General features: G+C 50.5%; 4 protein-coding genes. All 4 read left to right on the forward strand.

The window, feature by feature from the left end:
- The first annotated feature begins 164 nt into the window (after positions 1 to 164).
- On the forward strand, positions 165 to 7,742 hold the full coding sequence (locus tag OEV42_17770; protein MDH3976124.1) for a right-handed parallel beta-helix repeat-containing protein: 7,578 nt from the start codon (positions 165 to 167) through the stop codon (positions 7,740 to 7,742).
- 541 nt (positions 7,743 to 8,283) lie between these two features.
- The gene (locus OEV42_17775; GenBank protein MDH3976125.1) at positions 8,284 to 15,597 is read left to right on the forward strand and encodes a CxxxxCH/CxxCH domain-containing protein; all 7,314 of its coding nucleotides are present in this window, start codon (positions 8,284 to 8,286) and stop codon (positions 15,595 to 15,597) included.
- A gap of 216 nt (positions 15,598 to 15,813) precedes the next feature.
- Complete coding sequence (locus OEV42_17780; GenBank protein MDH3976126.1) at positions 15,814 to 20,193, forward strand: Ig-like domain-containing protein; 4,380 nt, start codon at positions 15,814 to 15,816, stop codon at positions 20,191 to 20,193.
- 317 nt (positions 20,194 to 20,510) lie between these two features.
- On the forward strand, positions 20,511 to 20,814 hold a 304-nt coding region (locus OEV42_17785; GenBank protein ID MDH3976127.1), incomplete at its 3' end, for a hypothetical protein.

Here is a 20,814-nt window from a genome sequence, read left to right on the forward strand (position 1 = left end):
GTCCGAGACAGTGTGACAACCTCTATTGCCACAGCCGGGGAACGGACCGGATTGCGCCCTTCGATGATTCCGCCGGCGCTCCTAACATGACGCCTACCTGGGGGGCCGCCATTGGCTGTAATTACTGCCATGGAAATAATAGTTACAGCGACTGGCGCAAGGCCATGCCTGACTATACGACGGGAAGCCCCAAGGGGAACAGCCACGAGACGCATGTTATCAAAAACAATGTAGAGTGCTACACCTGCCATAGTGTAACGCTGGCCAACTCGTCCACCATCGGCAGTACGGCCACCCATGTGGATAAGGTCTATAATATTGATTTGTTGCCCACCTACGATGCAGGTGATCCAAACTACGATTCCGGTAGCCACACCTGTGATAATGCGAGCTGTCATGGCGGTAATATTACACCTCCCTGGGGTAATACCATTGAATGTGAAAGTTGCCACGGCAATGCCTATGATGTGGATGACTATGCCCGGTGGACCAACTTTACGGGTGTCGTTGCACAAATCTATACGAGTGATTTCACTGTCCGTGGTCATGGCAGGACGACAGGAAATTACGATATAACGGGTAATGGGGGCGCCGACAGGGTCTGTAAGGATTGCCATGATCAAACGGCGCCTCACGGCGGGGCTGAAAAGCCTTTCAGGACCCAAATTTCGGGTGATCCCGATACGTTCTGTCTCAGCTGTCACGGTTCTGGCGCCCAGTTGCAGGGGGCCTTCTCGAGCATAACCGGTATCAAAAGCCATACCTTTACAGGCATGTCTGAAGCGGGAGGCTACCAGAACCATACAAGCTGGCGTATAGCGCCCAAATGTATCGACTGCCACGATCCGCACGGTGACGGTAATATTGCCATGATCCATGACAAGGTGCATACCGGCGGCAGTGACGATAAAGGACGAAGGAATGCCTTCTTCAATAAATCGACGGTGGTTTTCAGGAACCACTCTAATGCCGACAGTTTTGCCAACAGCAGTATTTACAGTCTCTGCCAGGCCTGTCATACGAAGACATCCCATTTCAGGCAGGAGGGCTTTGGCGGGGCTTCCGATCAACTGCATAGCAATATTGGTGGCGCTGCGGGCAAGAGATGTACGCCAACCTGCCATAATCACCGGGGTGGTTTTGCCCACGGAATCAGCGGTGGCAGCGGTGGCGCCGGCGGAACGGGTTGTGTTGCCTGTCATGGCCACGAGAAAGGAACCCTTTATGATCCTGATATGCAACTGCCGGTAACCTTCGGCTCTCTTTCAAGCATGGGCGCCGGAACGGCGACGCCACATTCGACCCATACCGAAACGGATGCCGATGACAAGAGAGGACCTGCAGTTTATTGCAGTACTTGCCATGATATCAACAATATTCCTTACTTTAAATCAGGAACGGATGCCAACGGTGACGGCAGGTTTAACCTGTCTGAAACCGATGTCTGTGATGCCTGTCATAGTCCCGCAGGATCTTATGACGGTGTCGATGATCCATCCGTTGGGGCGAAGAACAACTGGCATAGTGGTGGAGTATACAATAATAATACGGCCCTTAAGGCAGGGAAGGAAAAGTGGTGTGCAGGTTGTCATGATGATGCGTCATCCTATGTTCCAAACTTCAGCAATATTTCAGCGCCAAATGTTATAGGCAATGAGACAAGCATCTATACCTACGGTCAGGGATACGGTTTTTACAAGACAGGCCATGGTCTTCCTGCAAACGAGACGGTTCCGTCAAGTGGTGGAATCAAGAGTGGCCCCGGCAAGAATTGTCCTGATTGTCACAATATTACACTGCCTCATATCGATGGCAATGCCAGAACATTCGATTGCAGTGATGGTTGTGATAGTGTCGAGTACCAGGCCGGCTACAGGTTAAGGCTTGTGGGCGGACTAAATCCCATGGAGGTTCCCCGCACCACAGCCAGTGATGCTTCAGACTACAGGTTATGTTTCAGTTGCCACGATTCTGCGCCTTTCCTCATTGCCGCATCGACGCAAACGAATTTTTTGACGGCCAATTTTACGTTGACCACGAGTATTAACAGACATGAGTATCATCTTGTACAGACAAATAATCGTTATGTCGCGGATTATGATGGCGCAGCTTATGATCTAGGAACCTTAAACAGCCGCATAACCTGTCTTGTTTGTCATAATGTTCATGGTTCCACGCAGCTGGCAATGATTAGAGATGCCTCCTTGATGGGCAGAAATGAGGGTATCAAGGTCTGGTACAGGAATGATGATGTTGTTTACTTCGATACGACCAATACAGATCCGCCGTCACCTGAAGATCTGCCGCTGTCGGCAAGCACAGGCGCTATTTACAGAGGCGCAACGGCGGCAAATGTCCTTTGTACTCATTGCCACTTCAATAATAACACGGTAGGAACCATAAGAAATCCCTTCAAAAACCTGACGACGGCCCCTCAGCTTGACTGGACGGGAGATGGGAACTTTATTGCCGATGGCGCCAATCCTGATAGTGGCGTCGGTGGCGCCTATTTCGAATTCCGTGTCAAGTACACAGACACGAGAAACCTCGCCCCAGGCTCTGTACAGGTCTGGATTGATGTTGACGATGATAATGCAGGTATTGGTGGTTATGAAGCAACTGAAAAGTTTGACATGATACCTGCCAATTCGGGCGATGGTAATTACACCGACGGTAATGAATATTCAAAGGTAATCAGGATTTACAAAGGCGGTGATAACACCATTAAATACCGTTTCTATGCATCTGACGGCACGAAAGAGGCAACCGGTGACCCGACGATTAATAACAGTATTGCCATAGTGAACAATAGTCCTGTACTCGACTGGACGGCAGAAAAATACTATGTAGAGGATGGTGTCAATCCCGACAGAGGCAGCAATGGAAGCAAGTTTGTTTTCAGGGTAAGCTACACCGACAATGATGATGAATGTCCGCCGGCGGCCGGTGATATGCAGGTATGGATAGACGCTAATGATGTTAACAGTTACGAAGGTGGGGAAATGTTTAACATGAGCGCTGTTAATCCCGGTGATACAAGCTGTTCCGATGGCAAGTTCTATGTGTATAGCACTAACCTTTCCAATGCAGGCGATGGCACATTGAATTACACCTTCCGTGCCTCAGACGGTTTTGCCGCCGCCTCCGGCCCGGCTTCTGAAGATAGTCAATTATCGGTTACCGGTGGAACAAACAGCCCGCCTGCGCTTGATTGGGCAACAGCGGCCTGTTTGACGGACGGTGTAAGGCCTCTTGAGGGAGCAACGGGCGCTGATTACCAGTTTATGGTCAGCTACACGGACCCTGACAATGATGTTTGCCCGCCGCCGGCAGGTAATATGCAGGTCTGGATCGATGAAAATGATGCTTCCGGTTATGAAGCCGGTGAGAAGCATAATATGACGGCTATGGATGCCGGCGATAATGATTGCTCTGATGGTAAGCTCTATGCCTTTACCAGGAATATGACCAATGCAGGTACTCATAACTACAGGTTCTATGGCACTGATGGAATGACGGAAGCGGTCGGGTTCCCGACTATGACCAGTGTTGTTACAGTGGTCGGCACACCCTATAAGGTAAGGCCCGAAGGCGGCGCCGGATGGTATACAACAATTCAAACTGCCGTAACTGCCTCCAGCGATCCTTCTACACTGCTTGTTTATCCAAATAGTGATTTTACGGCTGCCAAATATACGACGGGAGTTTATCTTGGAATCAGGCATAACAGGACGATAAGGTCCGTCTGCGGCGCTGAACTGACCAAAATTGCCGGCGGGGGCTCTGCGCTGCGATTCCAGGACAGCAATAACGGTTATGTCAGTGGATTTACGCTCATGAGTTCCGATATCGGATTTAGTGTGCTCAGGGGAAATAATACGGTCATTCGGGACAGCATATTCCGAAATAATTCAACGGCAGTTTCCGTCAATACGAGTGGTGCAAACTATATTCAGATTGCCAACAGTGAAATTTATGATAATTCACAGAGAGGCATTTACGCTAATGACGCCGATATGTTCCTCAATATTTCGAGTACCAGGATATACAATAATACGAGAAACGGAGCCGGAGCCGGAGCCTATTTCAACTATGGAACTTTCAGAATTGTAGATTCCGAAATAAGTAACAATGTTGCTTCTGCCGGAGCCGGCGGCGGTGTTTACTATCTGGGAGTAAATGCAGGGACTGAAATAGTCAATTCAGTTATTAGTGGCAACCAGTCTTCAGCTGCTGGTGGTGGACTTTATCTGAATAGCTCCAACCTTGATATGACCAATGTGACTTTCACAAATAACATTGCCGCTACTAACGGTGGAGCAATGAGTACGAACAGTACGAATGTTACCTGTACTAACTGCATTATTGCAGGCAATGAGGCTGCCACAGCGGGAGTTATGCAGAAGAACGGTGGAACGCAGTCCTTTATTAATACGACCTTCGCTTTCAATAAGGCGACAACGGGCAATGGTGGCGTCTTTAACGTATGTAATCTGCCTGTTATAACGGTGAGAAACAGCATTTTCTGGGGCAATTCGGCGGCCGGTAACGGCAGTATTGCCAATAAGGAGTGCGGTGCCCAAAATTTTATGACTATCAGTGATTCCGATATCTACCTTGCCGGAATTAATGGTGGAACCTATACGGATGAAGGTGGAAATATTAATCCGGCAAGAAACCCGAGCTTTGTTGTTCATACTACCAATTACAGGATTCAATCCGGTTCACCTGTCATTGATCAGGCAAATGCAGCCTATGCGCCTGCAAATGACATTGACGGCGAGGCCAGACCTTCGGGAGATGCCGATGATATGGGCGCTGATGAGCATACGGTCCTTGTTCCTGACAGTACGGCTGCCGGTACGGCGACTGCCGTTGGGGCCAACAGTACTTCCATTTTTGTGAGCATGCCCTACACGGGAGACGGCAACGATGATAATACCTTCCTTGTAGAGTACTGCGTCACATCTTCCTGCTCCTACGTAACGCATACAGGGCCGCTTGCAAGTTCCAGTAATCCCTTTACAACGACTATCACCGCTTTGACGCTGGGAGAAACCTATAATGTGCGCCTTACCTATGATGATCCCGATACGGTTACCGGGTCGCCCGTACAGACTGTCAGCAGTATTCTGCTTACAAACACTTTGCCTGATACGCCATCTAACAGTACGCCGGCAAATTCGGCGACTGCTGTAGCCCTTACGCCGACGCTGACGGCATCCGCCTTCTATGACGCTGATTCGGGAGATACGCACCAGGCAAGTCAGTGGCAGGTAGATGATAATGCTGATTTTGGCACGCCTTTTTATGATTCGGGCGCCGTGGCCGACCTTACAAGTCATACTTTAGGTTCATCCCTGTCCAATGGAACGGTTTATTATTGGCGCGTCCGTTACCAGGACAGTTATGGCGAGTGGTCAATTTATTCGACAGGTACTTTCTTTACTACCCTTAATAATGTGCCTGATACGCCGACTAACGGTACGCCTGCCGATGGGGCGATCAATGTCTCACTGACGCCGACGCTGACGGCGTCAGCCTTCTTCGATCCTGATGCGGGGGATACCCATCAGGCGAGCCAGTGGCAGGTGGACGATAATATTGATTTCAGCAGTCCTGCTTATGATTCCGGGAGTGTGACTGACCTTACCAGCCACAACCTGGGATCATCTCTCGGCGCCGGCACCACTTACTACTGGCGAGTCAGGTATGAGGATGATCATGGTGGCTGGTCGAGTTACTCGGCTGGGACCTCCTTTACTACCCTCAATAATGCGCCCCATACGCCGACAAACAGTACGCCGGCAGATGGCGCAACCGATGTTGCCGTTACACCGGCTTTAACGGCTTCCGTCTTTTCCGACCCCGATGCGGGAGATACCCACCAGGCAAGCCAGTGGCAGGTAAGTAGCGGTACGGGAGCCGGTTTTGATGCAGGCATCGTTCATGATTCGGGTACGACAGCCGTTGATCTTGTCAGCCATGCCCTATGGACAACGCTCAGTAATAGTACCGTCTATTACTGGCGCGTCCGTTACCAGGACAATAATAATGCCTGGTCAGGTTATTCGGCAGAAACCTCCTTTACTACCGTTGCCGCCAGCGGCGCCACTCATAATGTGTGTCCTGATCAGCCGGCCCCTTATGACAAGATTCAGACGGCCATAGCAGATGCCGGGACGGTATCAGGCGATACACTATCGGTTTGTGCTAATACCTGGAGTGAGAATATTGACTTTTTGAATAAGAACATTACCGTTAAGTCGGCCGGCGGCGCTGGAGTGACTATCATCCAGGGTGCGGCAGGTAACAATACGGCGGTAGTAACCTTTAATAACGCCTCTCTCAATAGCAGCGCTGTGCTCGATGGCTTTACTATCGACAATCAGGCTGCCGGTTCTGCAACGCGCGGTATTTATATCGGCCTCGGCGCTACGCCGACCATCAAGAACTCTATCATTCAGGGTAACAGCGCCGATAACGGTACTGACGGTGGCGGCGGCGTCTACGTCGTAGATTCATCGCCCTCTTTTGATAGCGTTACTGTTCGGGCCAACACAGCGCAAAATCGTGATGGCGCCGGTATGTATATTAAGGGCGCAGCCGGTGGCGCGACCATTACCAACTCCACCATTGGCGGTAGCTTGCCTGCTGATGGAAACAGCGGCGCCAACTCTACTGATGGCGCCGGGATTTACTTCACGGGTTCCACGGCAGGCACTTTGTCCATCAGCGGCAGTACTATCCGCAATAACGTAGCGACCGGTTTGGGCGGTGGTATTTACCTGGGGACCATTACTAATGCAACAGTTATCACGAATACAACCATTACTGAGAACCAAACCAACGTGAGGGCTGCCGGTATCTTCAGTCTGAATTCGCCGTTGACCATCACAAACAGCAGTATAGACAGCAATACCTCACTGCATTATGGCAGCGGGCTTTACCTCGACGGCGATGCGGCGGATGCAACCATTACAGGCGGTTCGGTGGACAGTAACATTGCTACAAGCGCCAGTGATGGGGCTGGCGCCGGCCTATATCTTGCGAATGGCGCAGATCTTTCTTATAGCGGTGGTTCAGTGAGTGGTAATATTGCAAATGCCGGCAATGGCGGCGGTATTTATGCCGTACATACCGGTACGGTATTGACTCTGGCCAGGATGAATATAAAAGGAAACAGGACCGTTCAGCGAGGTGGCGGCATGTATCTCGTAGCCGGTACTGCCGCAACCATCACCAACTCGATCATATCCGGTAATACTGTTGGTTCCAGTACCTGGGAAGAGGGTGGTGGAATACGGAACTACGGTTCCCTGGAAATTTATAACAGCACTATCGCCGGTAATTACGGGCCTGTTGGCGGCGGGTTGCATAATACGGGCACGGCCAATATCAAGAACAGTATATTCTGGAGTAACGTTGGAACCACTAATCCACAGATCAATGGTACTGTGGCTGTGATCTACACTGATGTGCAGGGTGGATTGACGGGAAGCGGCAGCTTCGATGGTGATGCCAGCGGTACAGGTAATTTAAATGTCGATCCTTCCTTTGTTTTGCTTGATGCGGCAGGCAGCGGTACGCCAAAGATTACCGGTGACTACCACATCAATACCGGTTCGGCTGTGGTTGATCAGGCCAAGGCTTCGGGAATCGGTGTGCCTGCTGATGATATTGATGGAGATTCTCGTTCATTGGGAACAAATCCTGATATGGGCGCTGATGAGAAGGAATAATACTTTATCTAATTGCTGTTAATAAAATAGACTACATCATTGAAGACCGGCAAAGAGATAAGCGCTTTGCCGGTTTTTTGTTTATTATAGCCTTTTTTTAATCCACAGGAGCCTGTCGGCTGCATTCTCCCTGCCTGTCAGGATAAAATGCGAAGGCGGTTTCTGCGCTCATAACCCCGCTGCTTGCGTCGTCGTGGCTCATATAAATGTTTCAAATTATGTTTTAGCCGATTGTGGCACACTTTTCGCAAGTATTAGATGTGTAAACTTTACTACTTTGCTAAAACTTATTATTTATGGTGATTTTTTACATGATTGTCCGTGATTTAGCGTAATTGTTTAGTCCTTTTTTGTTTTTTTCGCGCATTGTTCATCAGGTATTTGGGAGGCATCACTGTTATTCGAAAAAGAAGAAAGGAATCTAAATCAAAAAATTGCATAATTTCAGGGAAGTTTAAAGTTTCAACTCTTTTGTAAGTGAAAGTGTTTGATTGCAGTTTTAATGTTTTGACTGTTGGCATGTAATTTCAGAAAGGGCGGTATGATACGAAAAGTAAAGTCCCTAATTTTCTTCTTCTCTTTTCTTCTGCTGGTCCTCATTCCCCTTTCCCCGGAAGCGACGCTGGGTCCGCCCCATAACGATGCTAAATGTGTTGATTGTCACAGCGGTGGTTTTGCCGATGCATTATACTCTAATGCGCCGAGATGCCTAAACTGTCACGATAGTTTGAGCACAGCCAGGAGACGGCCCTTTGCAGAGAATGACGCCTCTCGCCTTTTAAATTATACGTCTTCACTGGTGACGGCAGGAGAGGGGCAGATTTCCCATGCCTGGGGAGTGACGGTTAACGAGCCCCGCGCCGGGTCCTCTGTGCCTCCTGCCGTTTATATGAGCTATGTGAGCAGAATAACCCGGACCCAGAAGAAGGTAAGCTGTCCTTCCTGTCATTCGGTGCATGCCAAAATGTACCCCAAGATGCTAAGGGGCCCCTATGAGAGCCTCGATTATTCAGCCTATGGGCTGGGGATTTTATATGGTGTGAATCAGCTCTGTTTCGAATGTCACGGCAAGCGGAACCAGACGAGCCATAAAGGTTACAGCCATCCTGTAAGGGTCCAACTGCCCGGTGACGAGGCGAGGTTTAACTATCCTCCCTATCTGGATCCGGCCTTTGCCGCAATTTCTTCATCCGTATTAAAGCTTTATTCTACCCCCGACGGCCCTGACAGGGTCATGTGTCTTACCTGCCACGGTATTCATGCCACCGATTCCAATCCCTATACCTTCGACAGGCTAAGTTCCGTTATGACCAATCTCAGCGCCGGTGACGGCTTCCTGCTCCGGCAATATAACGATTCGACGCTTTGCCGTAATTGTCATAACTACCAGTTCCATAATTCCATGAAGTGCCGCAACTGCCATGATCCCCATATGGTGGGTGACAACTACTACCTCGTCATGAATAATATGAGCACCCCTGAAATCAACGGCAATACCTTCGGCAATGTGTCCGTGAGCCTGACCAACCTGTCATCGGGTTTCGTTCTCTTTAATGAGACGGGACCGCGCGGGGTCTGTGAGACCTGTCACCGCCTTTCCACCGATTCACCGTCAGGGGCGCTTTTCCAGGGGTGGAGCAGCGCCCATGCATTGATGGGTATTAACAAGAGCGACGCCCCTGCATACAACTGCCTCGAATGCCATAATCACAAGACAGGAACAGGGAGTAAGAGCTTTTCAGGCTGCAACAGCTGCCACGGGACGCCGCCATTTAATAACTATTCCGGTCCCGATGGTTTTGCGGCTTTTAATGGAAAGAGCTACCGTAATGACGGTCCTTACCTGGATGAATCCCAGACCCCGCATTATAAGCATGCCGTTGAATATCCCTTTGGAGACCAGGGGGCAGGCTATGGGACGACGGGAACGTGCCGCGCCTGTCATGCAAACGAGGCAAGCCTGCATATGAATACGGTCTACCAGAATGTTAATTTCGGGCTCTATTCAGTTTCATCGTGGTCAAGGGGGAGTTATGATCCCGGAACGCGTAAATGTAGCAATATTTATTGCCACAGTAACGGTAATCCCTGGAATGTGGGGATTGCCGCTCCCATTGTGCCCGCCGAGTGGGGTGATAATACGTCGAAGAAACCAAATCCTGCCCGCTGTGGCAGCTGTCATAACTATCCGCCGTCAACAAATAAACATCCAACCCATGCTGATGACGGTTATACAACCAAGCCCTATGCCTTTGATTGTGCCAACTGCCACCATGATACGGTTGAAAACTATTCGACCATAAAAGATCCTTCCAGTGGTGTTCATGTCAGTGGCACGAAAGACGTGAAGTTTGGGTTAATAGCCGAAACAGGTTTTCTTCCTAATGGCCAACCCGCCTATGATGCGGCAAGCCATCGGTGCTCCAATGTGTACTGCCATGGGAATTTCCTCTATGGAAATAACACGAGCGTCCAGTGGAATGAAGAATCTCCCTGCGGGAGCTGTCACAATGTCCCCCATACGGCAACTTCTCATAAGCGTCATGTAACGGACTACGGTTTCGACTGCGCCAACTGCCATGAGGCGACGATGGATGTGAGCAGCAGCGATATTAGCGGTTATGCAGTGCATGTTGACGGCATAAAAACGGTCGAATTCGGTCTGGCGCGAAGCGGCGCCATCGATAACAGCGGCGGTATCTCGACAGAGGGTCCGAGACAGTGTGACAACCTCTATTGCCACAGCCGGGGAACGGACCGGATTGCGCCCTTCGATGATTCCGCCGGCGCTCCTAACATGACGCCTACCTGGGGGGCCGCCATTGGCTGTAATTACTGTCATGGAAACAGTGATTATGGAGACTACCGGTCAGCTATGCCTAATTACTCCGGCGGCAGTCCCAAAGGCAACAGCCACGAGCCGCATGTTATCGATAACGGGATTGAATGTATTACCTGCCACAGCGTGACCCTTGCCGCAAACGATACCATCGGCAACTATACGGCCCATGTCAATAAGGAGTACAATATCGATATTGTTTCACCCTATAATCCAGGTGGCGCTTACTATGATGCGGGGCAAGGCAAATGTTATAACGTCCTGTGTCATGGTGGGAATCCGACACCTGCCTGGGGTGATAGCGTCACTTGTGAAGATTGCCACTTCAGCAGCGCCGATGTGGATGACTTTACCTATAGCTCCTTTACAGGTATTCAGGCGAAGATAAGTCAAAGCCAGTATACCAGTATCGGACACGGCAGGAAAACGGGCACTCAATATAGGTCAGGTAATTACGGGGCCGGTGTGCCGTGCCTCAAATGCCATGATGATGATGTTCCGCACGGTAATGCGGCAAATCCATTCAGGTTGCATACCTCTGCCGGCGGGAATCCCGATAGGCTGTGTCTGAGCTGTCATGGGACAGGATCATCTGCTGATATTATGAATTTTGCCCTTCAGGGTGATGGCGCTCTTGGCTGTCAATCCTGCCACCTGTCTTCAGGGCCGCCGCTTTACGAGTTGGTAACGGTTTTAGACAGCGGAATCAGAACGCATTCCTTTGAAGGGATCTCGGAAGCGGGCGCTTTGCAGAAGCATAGAAACTGGCGCATTACGCCAAAATGTGTCGATTGCCATGATCCGCATGGCGATTCCAATATGAGTATGATTCATAGCAAAGTGAACAGCGACGGCAGTGACACCTACGGCCGACCGGAGCCATTCTATAACAAGTCGGCCATTGTTTTTACAAACTTCTCCAATGCGGGCAGCTTTGCTACCAATAGTGATACCAGCGTCTGTCAGGCCTGTCATACGAAAACGGACCATTTCAGACAGGTGGGCAATGCCGGTGCAGTTGATCCTGACCATATGAACGTCGGCGGCGCCGTCGGCAGGCGTTGTACGCCGGCCTGTCATAACCATAAGGGCGGCCTTGCCCACGGTTACAGCGCAGCAGGCGGCGCTGGTGGAACGGGCTGTGTCGCCTGCCATGGTCATGAGGCGGGGACGCTTTATGATGCGGATATGCAATATCCCTATACGGCGGGAACGAAGGCAAGTATCGGCGCGGGAACAACGGCGCCGCACTCGACCCATACCGAGTGGGACGGTGATGATAAGCGCGGGCCGCAGATCTATTGCAATACCTGCCATGATATTAACAACATCCCTGCCTTTAATTCCGGTACGGACAGCAACCTTGACGGCCGCATCGATCTTTCCGAAACGGACGTTTGTGATAGCTGCCACAGTCCGGGCGGCAGCTTCAACGGCGTTAATTCGACAGGCGGCTCCATCGGCGCCAAGGACAACTGGCACAACGGCGGTGTCTACAATAACGGCACGAGCCTGAAAGCGGGTAATGAGAACTGGTGCGTCGGCTGCCACGATGAAACACCGTCCCAGATCAAGACAGAGACGGCACCCAACAAGGTGGGAGACAACAGCACCTATGGCTTCTTCGTCAGCGGTCATGGCAAGGCGGCAGGCAACTATACGACCCTTTCCTGGCAGGATACGACAGCCACCGGTAATCCCGCCGCCAACCGGACCTGTGTCGACTGCCATAACGGTGCGGCTTTCCATATTATCTCGGGGGCTAATCCTGCCGGAAAAAGGCTCAAAGCCGGCTATGAAAATGATGCGGCTAACAGTAACTGCTCCAACTGTCATAAGACGGGTGGTTTGGCCACGGCAGCACCCATCTGGTTTACCAATATGTCTACCTTCGAAAATTCGGCACATGGAAGAGATACTATCATGAATCCATACACGTCACGACCTCTCTTCTGTACCGATTGCCATGATGTTCATGGGACGGTCAACAGGGCCATGACGACAGCCAACCAGGAAACGCTTTGTTATCAGTGTCATACCGAAGGAGGTGTCGTCAATGACGCTATAGCTAACAACAGGCTTGGTGGATATAACTCGGCTGATGATATTGAGGAGGCATTTAGTAAATCGGAAATTCACAATCTTGGAACCTCCTTCTCAAACAATGGAAAGACATATAGCCTTGAGTGCATCTCTTGTCATAATGTCCATCTGGTAACAGGGAAATACTGGGATGCAGAGGAAAACCTGAGTCCCATCACCCGCCCATCGAACCGGACCGAGGTCTGGGGCGACGATCCGAGTGAGAAGATGGATGAGTATGCCCGAACCGGTGGCAGCGGCACGGGAGGTTTCTATTGGCAGATAGCCAATGGTAAATGGCTTGGTGATACTGTAATGCTAGGGAACTTTGGAGCCTTTTACCAGCCGCCGAAGAATGGTGGCGGGTTGACGGGCTACGAGTTTGCCGGCTCTGATCTGCCGGCCTATCCCGCTTTCTGTTTAGATTGCCATAGCGATCAGATGGCGGCAGATGTGGGCCCCATAAACTGGGGACAGGGTATTAGTTGCGGTTATCCCGACCCTCCCGGAGCAGGGTATTCTAACTGGGTTACTTGTGGTTCCCCTCATGGATTTGGTATGGCCGGTATCCCGACTAATGGAGATGACTCAGGCACGGGAGGTTTCTGGGGTGATAACGGTAACCCGGATGTCTTATTCGACATGAATTACGTGAGCCGTGGTCGTGATGCCGGGCACTTTATGCGCATGCCTTATGACTCGGCCAACCGTAATGCCGGTATAAATTATGTGCTCTCCTGCACCGATTGCCACGAGGCGCATGGTTCAAATCGCGGTTCAATGATCCGGGAGCGATTCCAGACGAATAATAACGGCGCCTGTGGCACGGGCAGCGCTTCCGGGGAAAACTGTGCCGATGGCGGCAACTGGAACTCCTTCTGCAATGCCTGCCACTATTACTACGGCGGTCATCATGCCGGTATGAGCTGCGGTAATGCAAGCTGCCATGAGACCAACTCTATTCACCGCATAAAGAAGAATACAGAAAGCGCTGGTACGAAGCTCATGCTTACATCAAGTGGTTATGAGTCAAGCTATCAGGCGCCGGCCTTTACCCCGGAGATCGAGAGTGTTGATGCCCATATCGGTTCAGACAAGATAGACGTTACCTTCCGGGAGAGTGATTTTGGAGCGGGAACTTCCGGTATCTTCACCAATAATGACCTGACCGGGGCGCTGCAGCCGAGTGATTTCTGGCTCATTGATAAGAATGCTGACAATCCCCGAACCATTATTGCAGTCGATCATACTCCAGGATCCACGACAGCAACACTCACCATGAGTCAGCCCACAACTGCTGCTGATTTGGATGTAGATGTACTGGCAGCCCAACCACTTGCGATCTGGGGATGGTATCAGGGTGGATATAACAATGCTGCCACAGGTGTTTTGGGTGCAGATGCTGTATCGGCCGGTCCATGGCCGGCAAATATCAAAGGACCACCTCCATTTGATATTCAGGGTGTCCTTTACGGCAGACTTGAACTTAAACTGAACGATATAGTAGATGACAGTAACCAGATCTATGTTACTTTCGCGGAAAGCGCCTATGCCGGTTCGAACGGCACCGGTGATCTGCTGGCGGGGGACTTTGTTGTCAACTGCGGCGGCAGGGCGATAACATCCCTCACTCATACAGCCGGAGATAGTTACGCCATTCTGACAGTGGACAGCATTATCGACCAGTCAGAAATAGGTGTCTGCACCGTTGCCGCTGCTGCTGGTTCTATTTTCGATTTATACGGTAATCCTGCCGGGACTGATCCTGTTACTCTTTCTTTGCCTCCGGAACCTTCCATTAATGACCTTGTCTTGCGCTGGGCCTTTGATGAAGGTGCCGGTGCTGCTGTCGCCAGTACGAGTGCACCGGGCTCGTCTTATGATATGCATGGGGTGCTTACCCGCAATGTTCAGTGGGTAACAACAAGTACCAAGCCGGGTGCATCGGCAGGTGATAACGCCGTCCTGTTAGACCGGGTAAGTGATAGAGGGGCTGTACAACTTAACTATACCATTAACCCCGATGATAGTCTTCCACCGGCAGTATATAATAGTGGCGGGGCACCTGTCATTGTTCAGGATATGGAGCAAACCAGTGAATTTTCATTTGCTGCATGGATAAAACCGACGGCCCTTGGTTGTGCGGAAGGTCAAACGCTCGGTCTCAATACCAAACTGAGAAGAGATGTTCTGACTACCCAGTTCTGGATTAAAAACTGGGCTCTCAGCATCATGCGTTTTAGTCCTGATGGCAATCCCATTGCTGGAAACTGCAGTGATGATCCTGATGGAACAGGTCCTCTGCTTCCCTATAATTCAGATGCAACCCATGATGTGTTGCGGTTCTATGTTACGGCTGGAGATCCTGCCGACCAGAGGTGTGACCCGTGGGGTGGTTCTCTGCCCGCGCCTGCTTATCCGGCAAACCCTGTTGCCTATTATGAAAATGGCTGGGGAGCTGCGATTACATGTGCCGGTGGGTCGCCCTATCCGCACCCCGGTCAAAATTGGGTGAGATCATTTGCTCAGACAGAGACGGCTGCTTCCGGCGCTCCAACCTATAGTGGTGTAGCGCTGCAGCCCGGTGTATGGCAGCATGTGGCAGGGAGCTGGGACGGCCGTTATATCAGGATCTATATTGATGGTCAGCTTGCAGCTGAAACGGATATGGGCGGTACCGGCAATTACATCATGCTTGCCGATCCGCACCTCTGGGGCGGAACCCTGCCTGCCGGCAACAGGCATGTAAGTTCATTCTTTGCTGCCGGCGCACGCCCTATATGGTCGACGGCTGCTGACCCGACATACTCCAAAGGTTACAATTACTGGATCGCTAACGGATATTACGATCTAAACACGTTTACTTATGTCGGTGAGCTTGACGATGTGAAATACTGGAAGATTGCCTTGCCCTTAACAACGATTCAATACTGATGCCTTAAAGAACATTTTTATAAACACAATATATGAGAACGCCATACCGGTTGGGGCATTGCCCGGAACCTATCTCTGTTTAATAGCCCTTTTAATCAGTAGCAAAAAAAAATTGTACAATCTGGAAAATACTGTATAATTCCCCCTGTAGTTATTCATCGATAACTATGAGTAAAAGCCTCACGTCTTCATAATTAGCAAACAAAAAGGGGTGAAATGGGGAAGAAGCGATCATACCTGATACTGGTTCTGTTAATCCTGCCTGTAAGCCATCCCTTGTTATCCACAGGAAAAGCAATCGATCCCCCCCATGATGTAGCGGTTTGTAATGCCTGCCATAGTGGTGGCAGTTGGGATGCCCTCTACGACAGGGCGCCACGGTGTTTGAACTGTCACAGCAGCGGCGGTGTTGCCGGGAAGACCCCCTTTGCGGCGAATGACGCCTCAGGGCTCTTTAATTTTACGACCTCCGGGGAGGGGGCCCTGGAACAACATTCCCATGCCTGGGGTGTTCCCCTGGAAGAGGGGAGAGCCGGGGCCACGGTTCCTCCTGAAAAGGCGGGCACTTATGTGAGTGATAAAAGCCGCGCAATGGGGAAGCTTTCCTGCCCCTCCTGCCACAGCGGTCATGAAAACGATAACCGGGCCATGCTGCGGGGCCCCTATGATATTGAGCGGAATGCTTCAGGAGAGATCGTTTATGGTGTGAACGAACTCTGCTTCGAATGCCACAGCGGTCAGATGTCAGGGGGAAGCCACCCTGTAAAAGTAGCCCTTCCCAAGGGGCGTTCTGCTTATAAAAATCCCCCTGCCCTTAATCCGTCCTTTGCAGCGATTTCTTCATCGGCCTTAAAACTTTACTCCACGCCTGAAGGTACTGACCGTATCCTGTGCCTGACCTGTCACGGCGTTCATGCAAGTGATTCCAATCCCTACACGGAAGATCAACTCGGCTTCGGTAACTTAAGTACCGGTGACGGTTATCTTTTGAGGCAATACAACGATTCAAACCTTTGCCGCAGCTGCCATAATTACCAGTCCCACCGGGGCATGGCCTGCCGCCATTGTCATGATCCCCACTCGCCGGGAGCTAATGTCTCCCTTGTGATGGACAACATGAGTACGCCTGAAATTAACGGCAATAGCCTGGGTAATGTGTCGGTGAGCCTTGGCAATATTTCCTCCGGTTTTGTGCTTTTTAAGGAAACCGGTCCGCAGGGGATCTGTGAGAGTTGCCATAGCCTGGCAACGGATTCTCCCTCGGGAGCTTTGTTCCAGGGCTGGAGTTCCAGCCACGGGGCGTTGGGAATCGGCAAAAGCGAGGCCCCTGCCGGGGACTGCCGAGAATGCCACAGCCATAAAACGGGTGAGGGTTCCGGGAGCTTTGTCGCCTGCAACAATTGCAGCGGTGGTGATGAGTTGCTCTTTGAGGCGGCCACTGAAAATGTCTGCGAAGATTGCCACTTCGGCACAGCGGACGTGGATGATTTTGTTTACGGTAACGGCATACGAGCCCTGATCAGCCAGGGCCAATATACGAGTACGGGCCACGGCCGCCGTTTTCTTTCCCAATTTACGTCAGGTAATTACGGTCCTCATTTTCCCTGCAAGGGCTGCCATGGAGGATATGTTTCCCACGGAGACCCGGCCAATCCCTTTATGCTTGTAAGCTCCGTCAATGCCGATCCTGATGTGCTCTGCCTGAAATGCCACGGCCACGACAGCAGCACCGATGTGATGATTTTTTCCATGAGTGGAGAGGAGGTTCTCGAGTGTTTTGCCTGCCACTTGCCATTGGCGATTATGCCCAGTACTCTGGACTGGCGTCTCAACAGCCATTCCCATGGGGGCATGGCCGCTGCCGGAGGTTACCAGAACCACACAAGCTGGCGAATGGTTCCCAAGTGTATCGATTGCCACGATCCGCACGGTGATTCGAACATGGCCATGGTCCATGACAAGGTGTATACGGGAGGCAGCGATGAATACGGCCGTCCGGAACCCTTCTTTAATAAATCGACGGTGGTTTTTACAAGCCATTCCGGTGCGGGCAGTTTCGCCACCAATGCCGAAACGAGTGTTTGCCAGGCCTGCCACAGCAAGACGAGCCACTTCCGTCAGGTGGGTCTGGGCGGCGCCTCTGATCCTGACCACGCCAACGTAGGCGGCGCTGTTGGTAAAAAGTGCACCCAGTCCTGTCATATTCACCAGGGAGGTTTTGCCCACGGTGTGACCGGCGAAGGGGGCGGCAATGTATGCGTTAACTGCCATGGCCATGAAGAAGGGACGGAAATCGACAAGGACATGAGCTATCCCTGGATGGGCGGTTCCGGCGAATACAGCCAGGGCCGCGGTACGACGGCCCCCCATTCGACGCATACGGAGAGTTTTATGCCGGGAATAGCGGGCGATGATGACCGCCGTGGTCCGGGAATTTATTGCAACAGCTGCCATGATATAAATGCCATTCCCCTTTTCAAGGACGGCAAGACGCTGGCCGATACGACGGTTTGTGATCCCTGCCACAGTCCGGGAGGGACATATGATGGTGTTGACAGCATAAAAGGCTCCATTGGAGCGAAAGATAACTGGCATAGTGGAGGTGTCTATAATAGTGACGGCACGCTCATAGCGGGCAAAGAGAAATGGTGCGCCGGGTGCCATGACGAAGAACCTGCTATTATTTCCTCTGTGCCGGCGCCTAATGTCATCGGTGATGAAAGTGGCGCTTATGCCTATGGTGTGGGCTGGGGATTTTATAAAACGGGTCATGGTCTTACGAATGGTTCCTATCCTGCCTCAGATGCTCCGGCAGCTAAAAAAGGATGCCCCGATTGTCACGATACTACAGTTGGGCACATCGATAGCGAGCACAGGACATATAATTCGGCAAGCAATAATTACCAGGAAGGGTATCGCTTAAAAATATCAATGGATATACCACGGAATGATGTGGGTGAACCGGTGTCTGACTTTGCTCTCTGTTTTTCTTGTCATGATTTTTCACCTTATATTATTCAGTCTGACTTTACGACCAATTTCAGGCAGGGTATAACGACAAATAATCATTGGCGTCATCTTCAGGTAACAGCAACAGGGCCCTGGTCACCTAATAATGGAAACCGATGGGATTCCGACTGGGATGGCGTGGGAGACTCAATGATAAATTGCCCGGCTTGTCACAATGTCCATGGTTCACCGTCGCCAAGAATGATACGGCACGGCGAATTGATCAGTACGCCCGGTACAACGGACAAGGTGCCTGCCCTTAACTTTAAATATTTGCCCACAACCAATCCGACGCTAATGAACAGCAGCGGAGGATGGATGAATCCGCCTTTTTACGGTGGTGGCACCATTGATAATACGGGTGTCTGCAATATGTGCCATTCAAACCAGGAAAGCTATACAAGGGCTGCCAATGATATTTATCCTCCCTGGATCATTGGTGTTTATAGCAATGTCGGGAGTAATGAACTGGCTGTTGCTTTTTCTGAAGGTGTTTATACCCATATGGGGGCAACAGGCGCGTTGACACTGAGTGATTTTATTTTTACTGATTTAGATAATGGTAGAGTGATGACGAATGTTGTCCATACTGCCGGTGATGATTATGCCATTATTACTTTGTCATCGGCGCTCGATATTATAAATGATATCGCTGTTGATTCGCTTTCTGCCGCAAGCTCTGCTTCTATTTATGATGCTCATGATATTGCCATGGATGTAACGGCCGTTCCACTATCGACAGATAGCATTTCTCCTGTCGTTTTTGAATTTGACCCGGTAAACGGCGCTACCGATGTGTCTGTTGATAAGTCCTTGACTTTTAGTCTGGCAGACAATGAAACAGGTATTGATTTTAGTACCTTCTCCATCACCTTGTCAGGGAATATGGGTTATTATCAAACCTATACGGACCTTGATGCAGCGGCCGTTTCAAAGGTAGGATCGCGAAAATATTATACTGTTACTATTAATCCGGAGGTAAACTTCAACTATAATGAAGTCATTTCAATAGCGCTGAATGCAAATGATGGAGCCGGTAATCCTCTCTCTCCGCCTTCCTGGAGCTTTACTGCAATGGCAGGCGCCCTGCCTCAGACGGTGACCCTCCATCCCTCGGGCGTTGATAATGCCTGGGGATTTACTGTCTATGGCGGGGGCTGGGATACCGTTCTTGACGGTAATGACGGTCTTGCCAGCTATGCTCACAGATGCGGAGGGGCAGGATATCCTATTGATACAACGTCACGCTTCGCTGTTGCCATGGATGATTCCGGCCTCGGGGCTGCTGCTATTGAAAAAATAGAGATCGCTGTTGTCACAAAGTATGCGCCATCTTGTCCGACAAGGAACACTGCTACAGGGATAATGGGTATTTGTTATAAAACAGGGATAACGACGGCTTGTACAGACAGGACTGTGTCAGGTGATTTTGCTGTTTATTCTGCCACCTTTACATCAGATTCTGATGGTGGTCCCCTCGATGTGGCCGATATTGACAATATGGTTGTAGAGGTTCAGAGAAAAAGTGGTGGCAGTATTCATTTGATTCCAACAGAAGTTTACGTTAATGTCACCTATTTGCCATGACCTTGAATTTATTTATTAAATTCTCAATCTTTTCTCCTTTTTACTTTTCTTCCTTTTGAATCCGCCGGCTTGCGGATTCATTCCCCCCGACCCGGGATAAAGCAGGAACGCCGTCTCCGTGCTCACACCCCGCTGCTTACAGCGGGGTAGTTGACGTATTTATTTTTTTCTTGCTTGTCAATAAAAAATTATAATAAAATAGCAGAAAAAAGTTGCATGATATGGAAATTGGTATATAATGCTTTTCCTGCTTAGCCATCAATAACTATGACTAAACACCTCATATCTTCATAATTTCTAGCTAAAAAGGGGGTATAATGAAAAAGAATCGAATATATCTGATGATAGTTTTGTTTATCCTGTCTGTAAGTTATCCCTTGTTATCCACAGGAAAAACAATCGATCCCCCCCATGATGGAGCGGTTTGCAAAGCCTGTCATAGTGGTAACAATTGGGATGCCCTCTACGACAGGGCGCCACGGTGTTTGAACTGCCACAGCAGCGGCGGTGTTGCCGGGAAGACCCCCTTTGCGGCGAATGACGCCTCAGGGCTCTTTAATTTTACGACCTCCGGGGAGGGGGCCCTGGAACAACATTCCCATGCCTGGGGTGTTCCCCTGG

This window comes from Deltaproteobacteria bacterium (assembly GCA_029860075.1).
In the GTDB taxonomy this organism is placed as follows: Bacteria; Desulfobacterota; JADFVX01; order JADFVX01; family JADFVX01; genus JAOUBX01.

What these genes read in the sequence shown, in the direction of transcription:
- OEV42_17770 (MDH3976124.1), top strand. Translation starts at nt 165, where the DNA reads ATGCCTGACTATACGACGGGAAGCCCCAAGGGGAACAGCCACGAGACG.
- OEV42_17775 (MDH3976125.1), top strand. Translation starts at nt 8,284, where the DNA reads ATGATACGAAAAGTAAAGTCCCTAATTTTCTTCTTCTCTTTTCTTCTG.
- OEV42_17780 (MDH3976126.1), top strand. Translation starts at nt 15,814, where the DNA reads ATGGGGAAGAAGCGATCATACCTGATACTGGTTCTGTTAATCCTGCCT.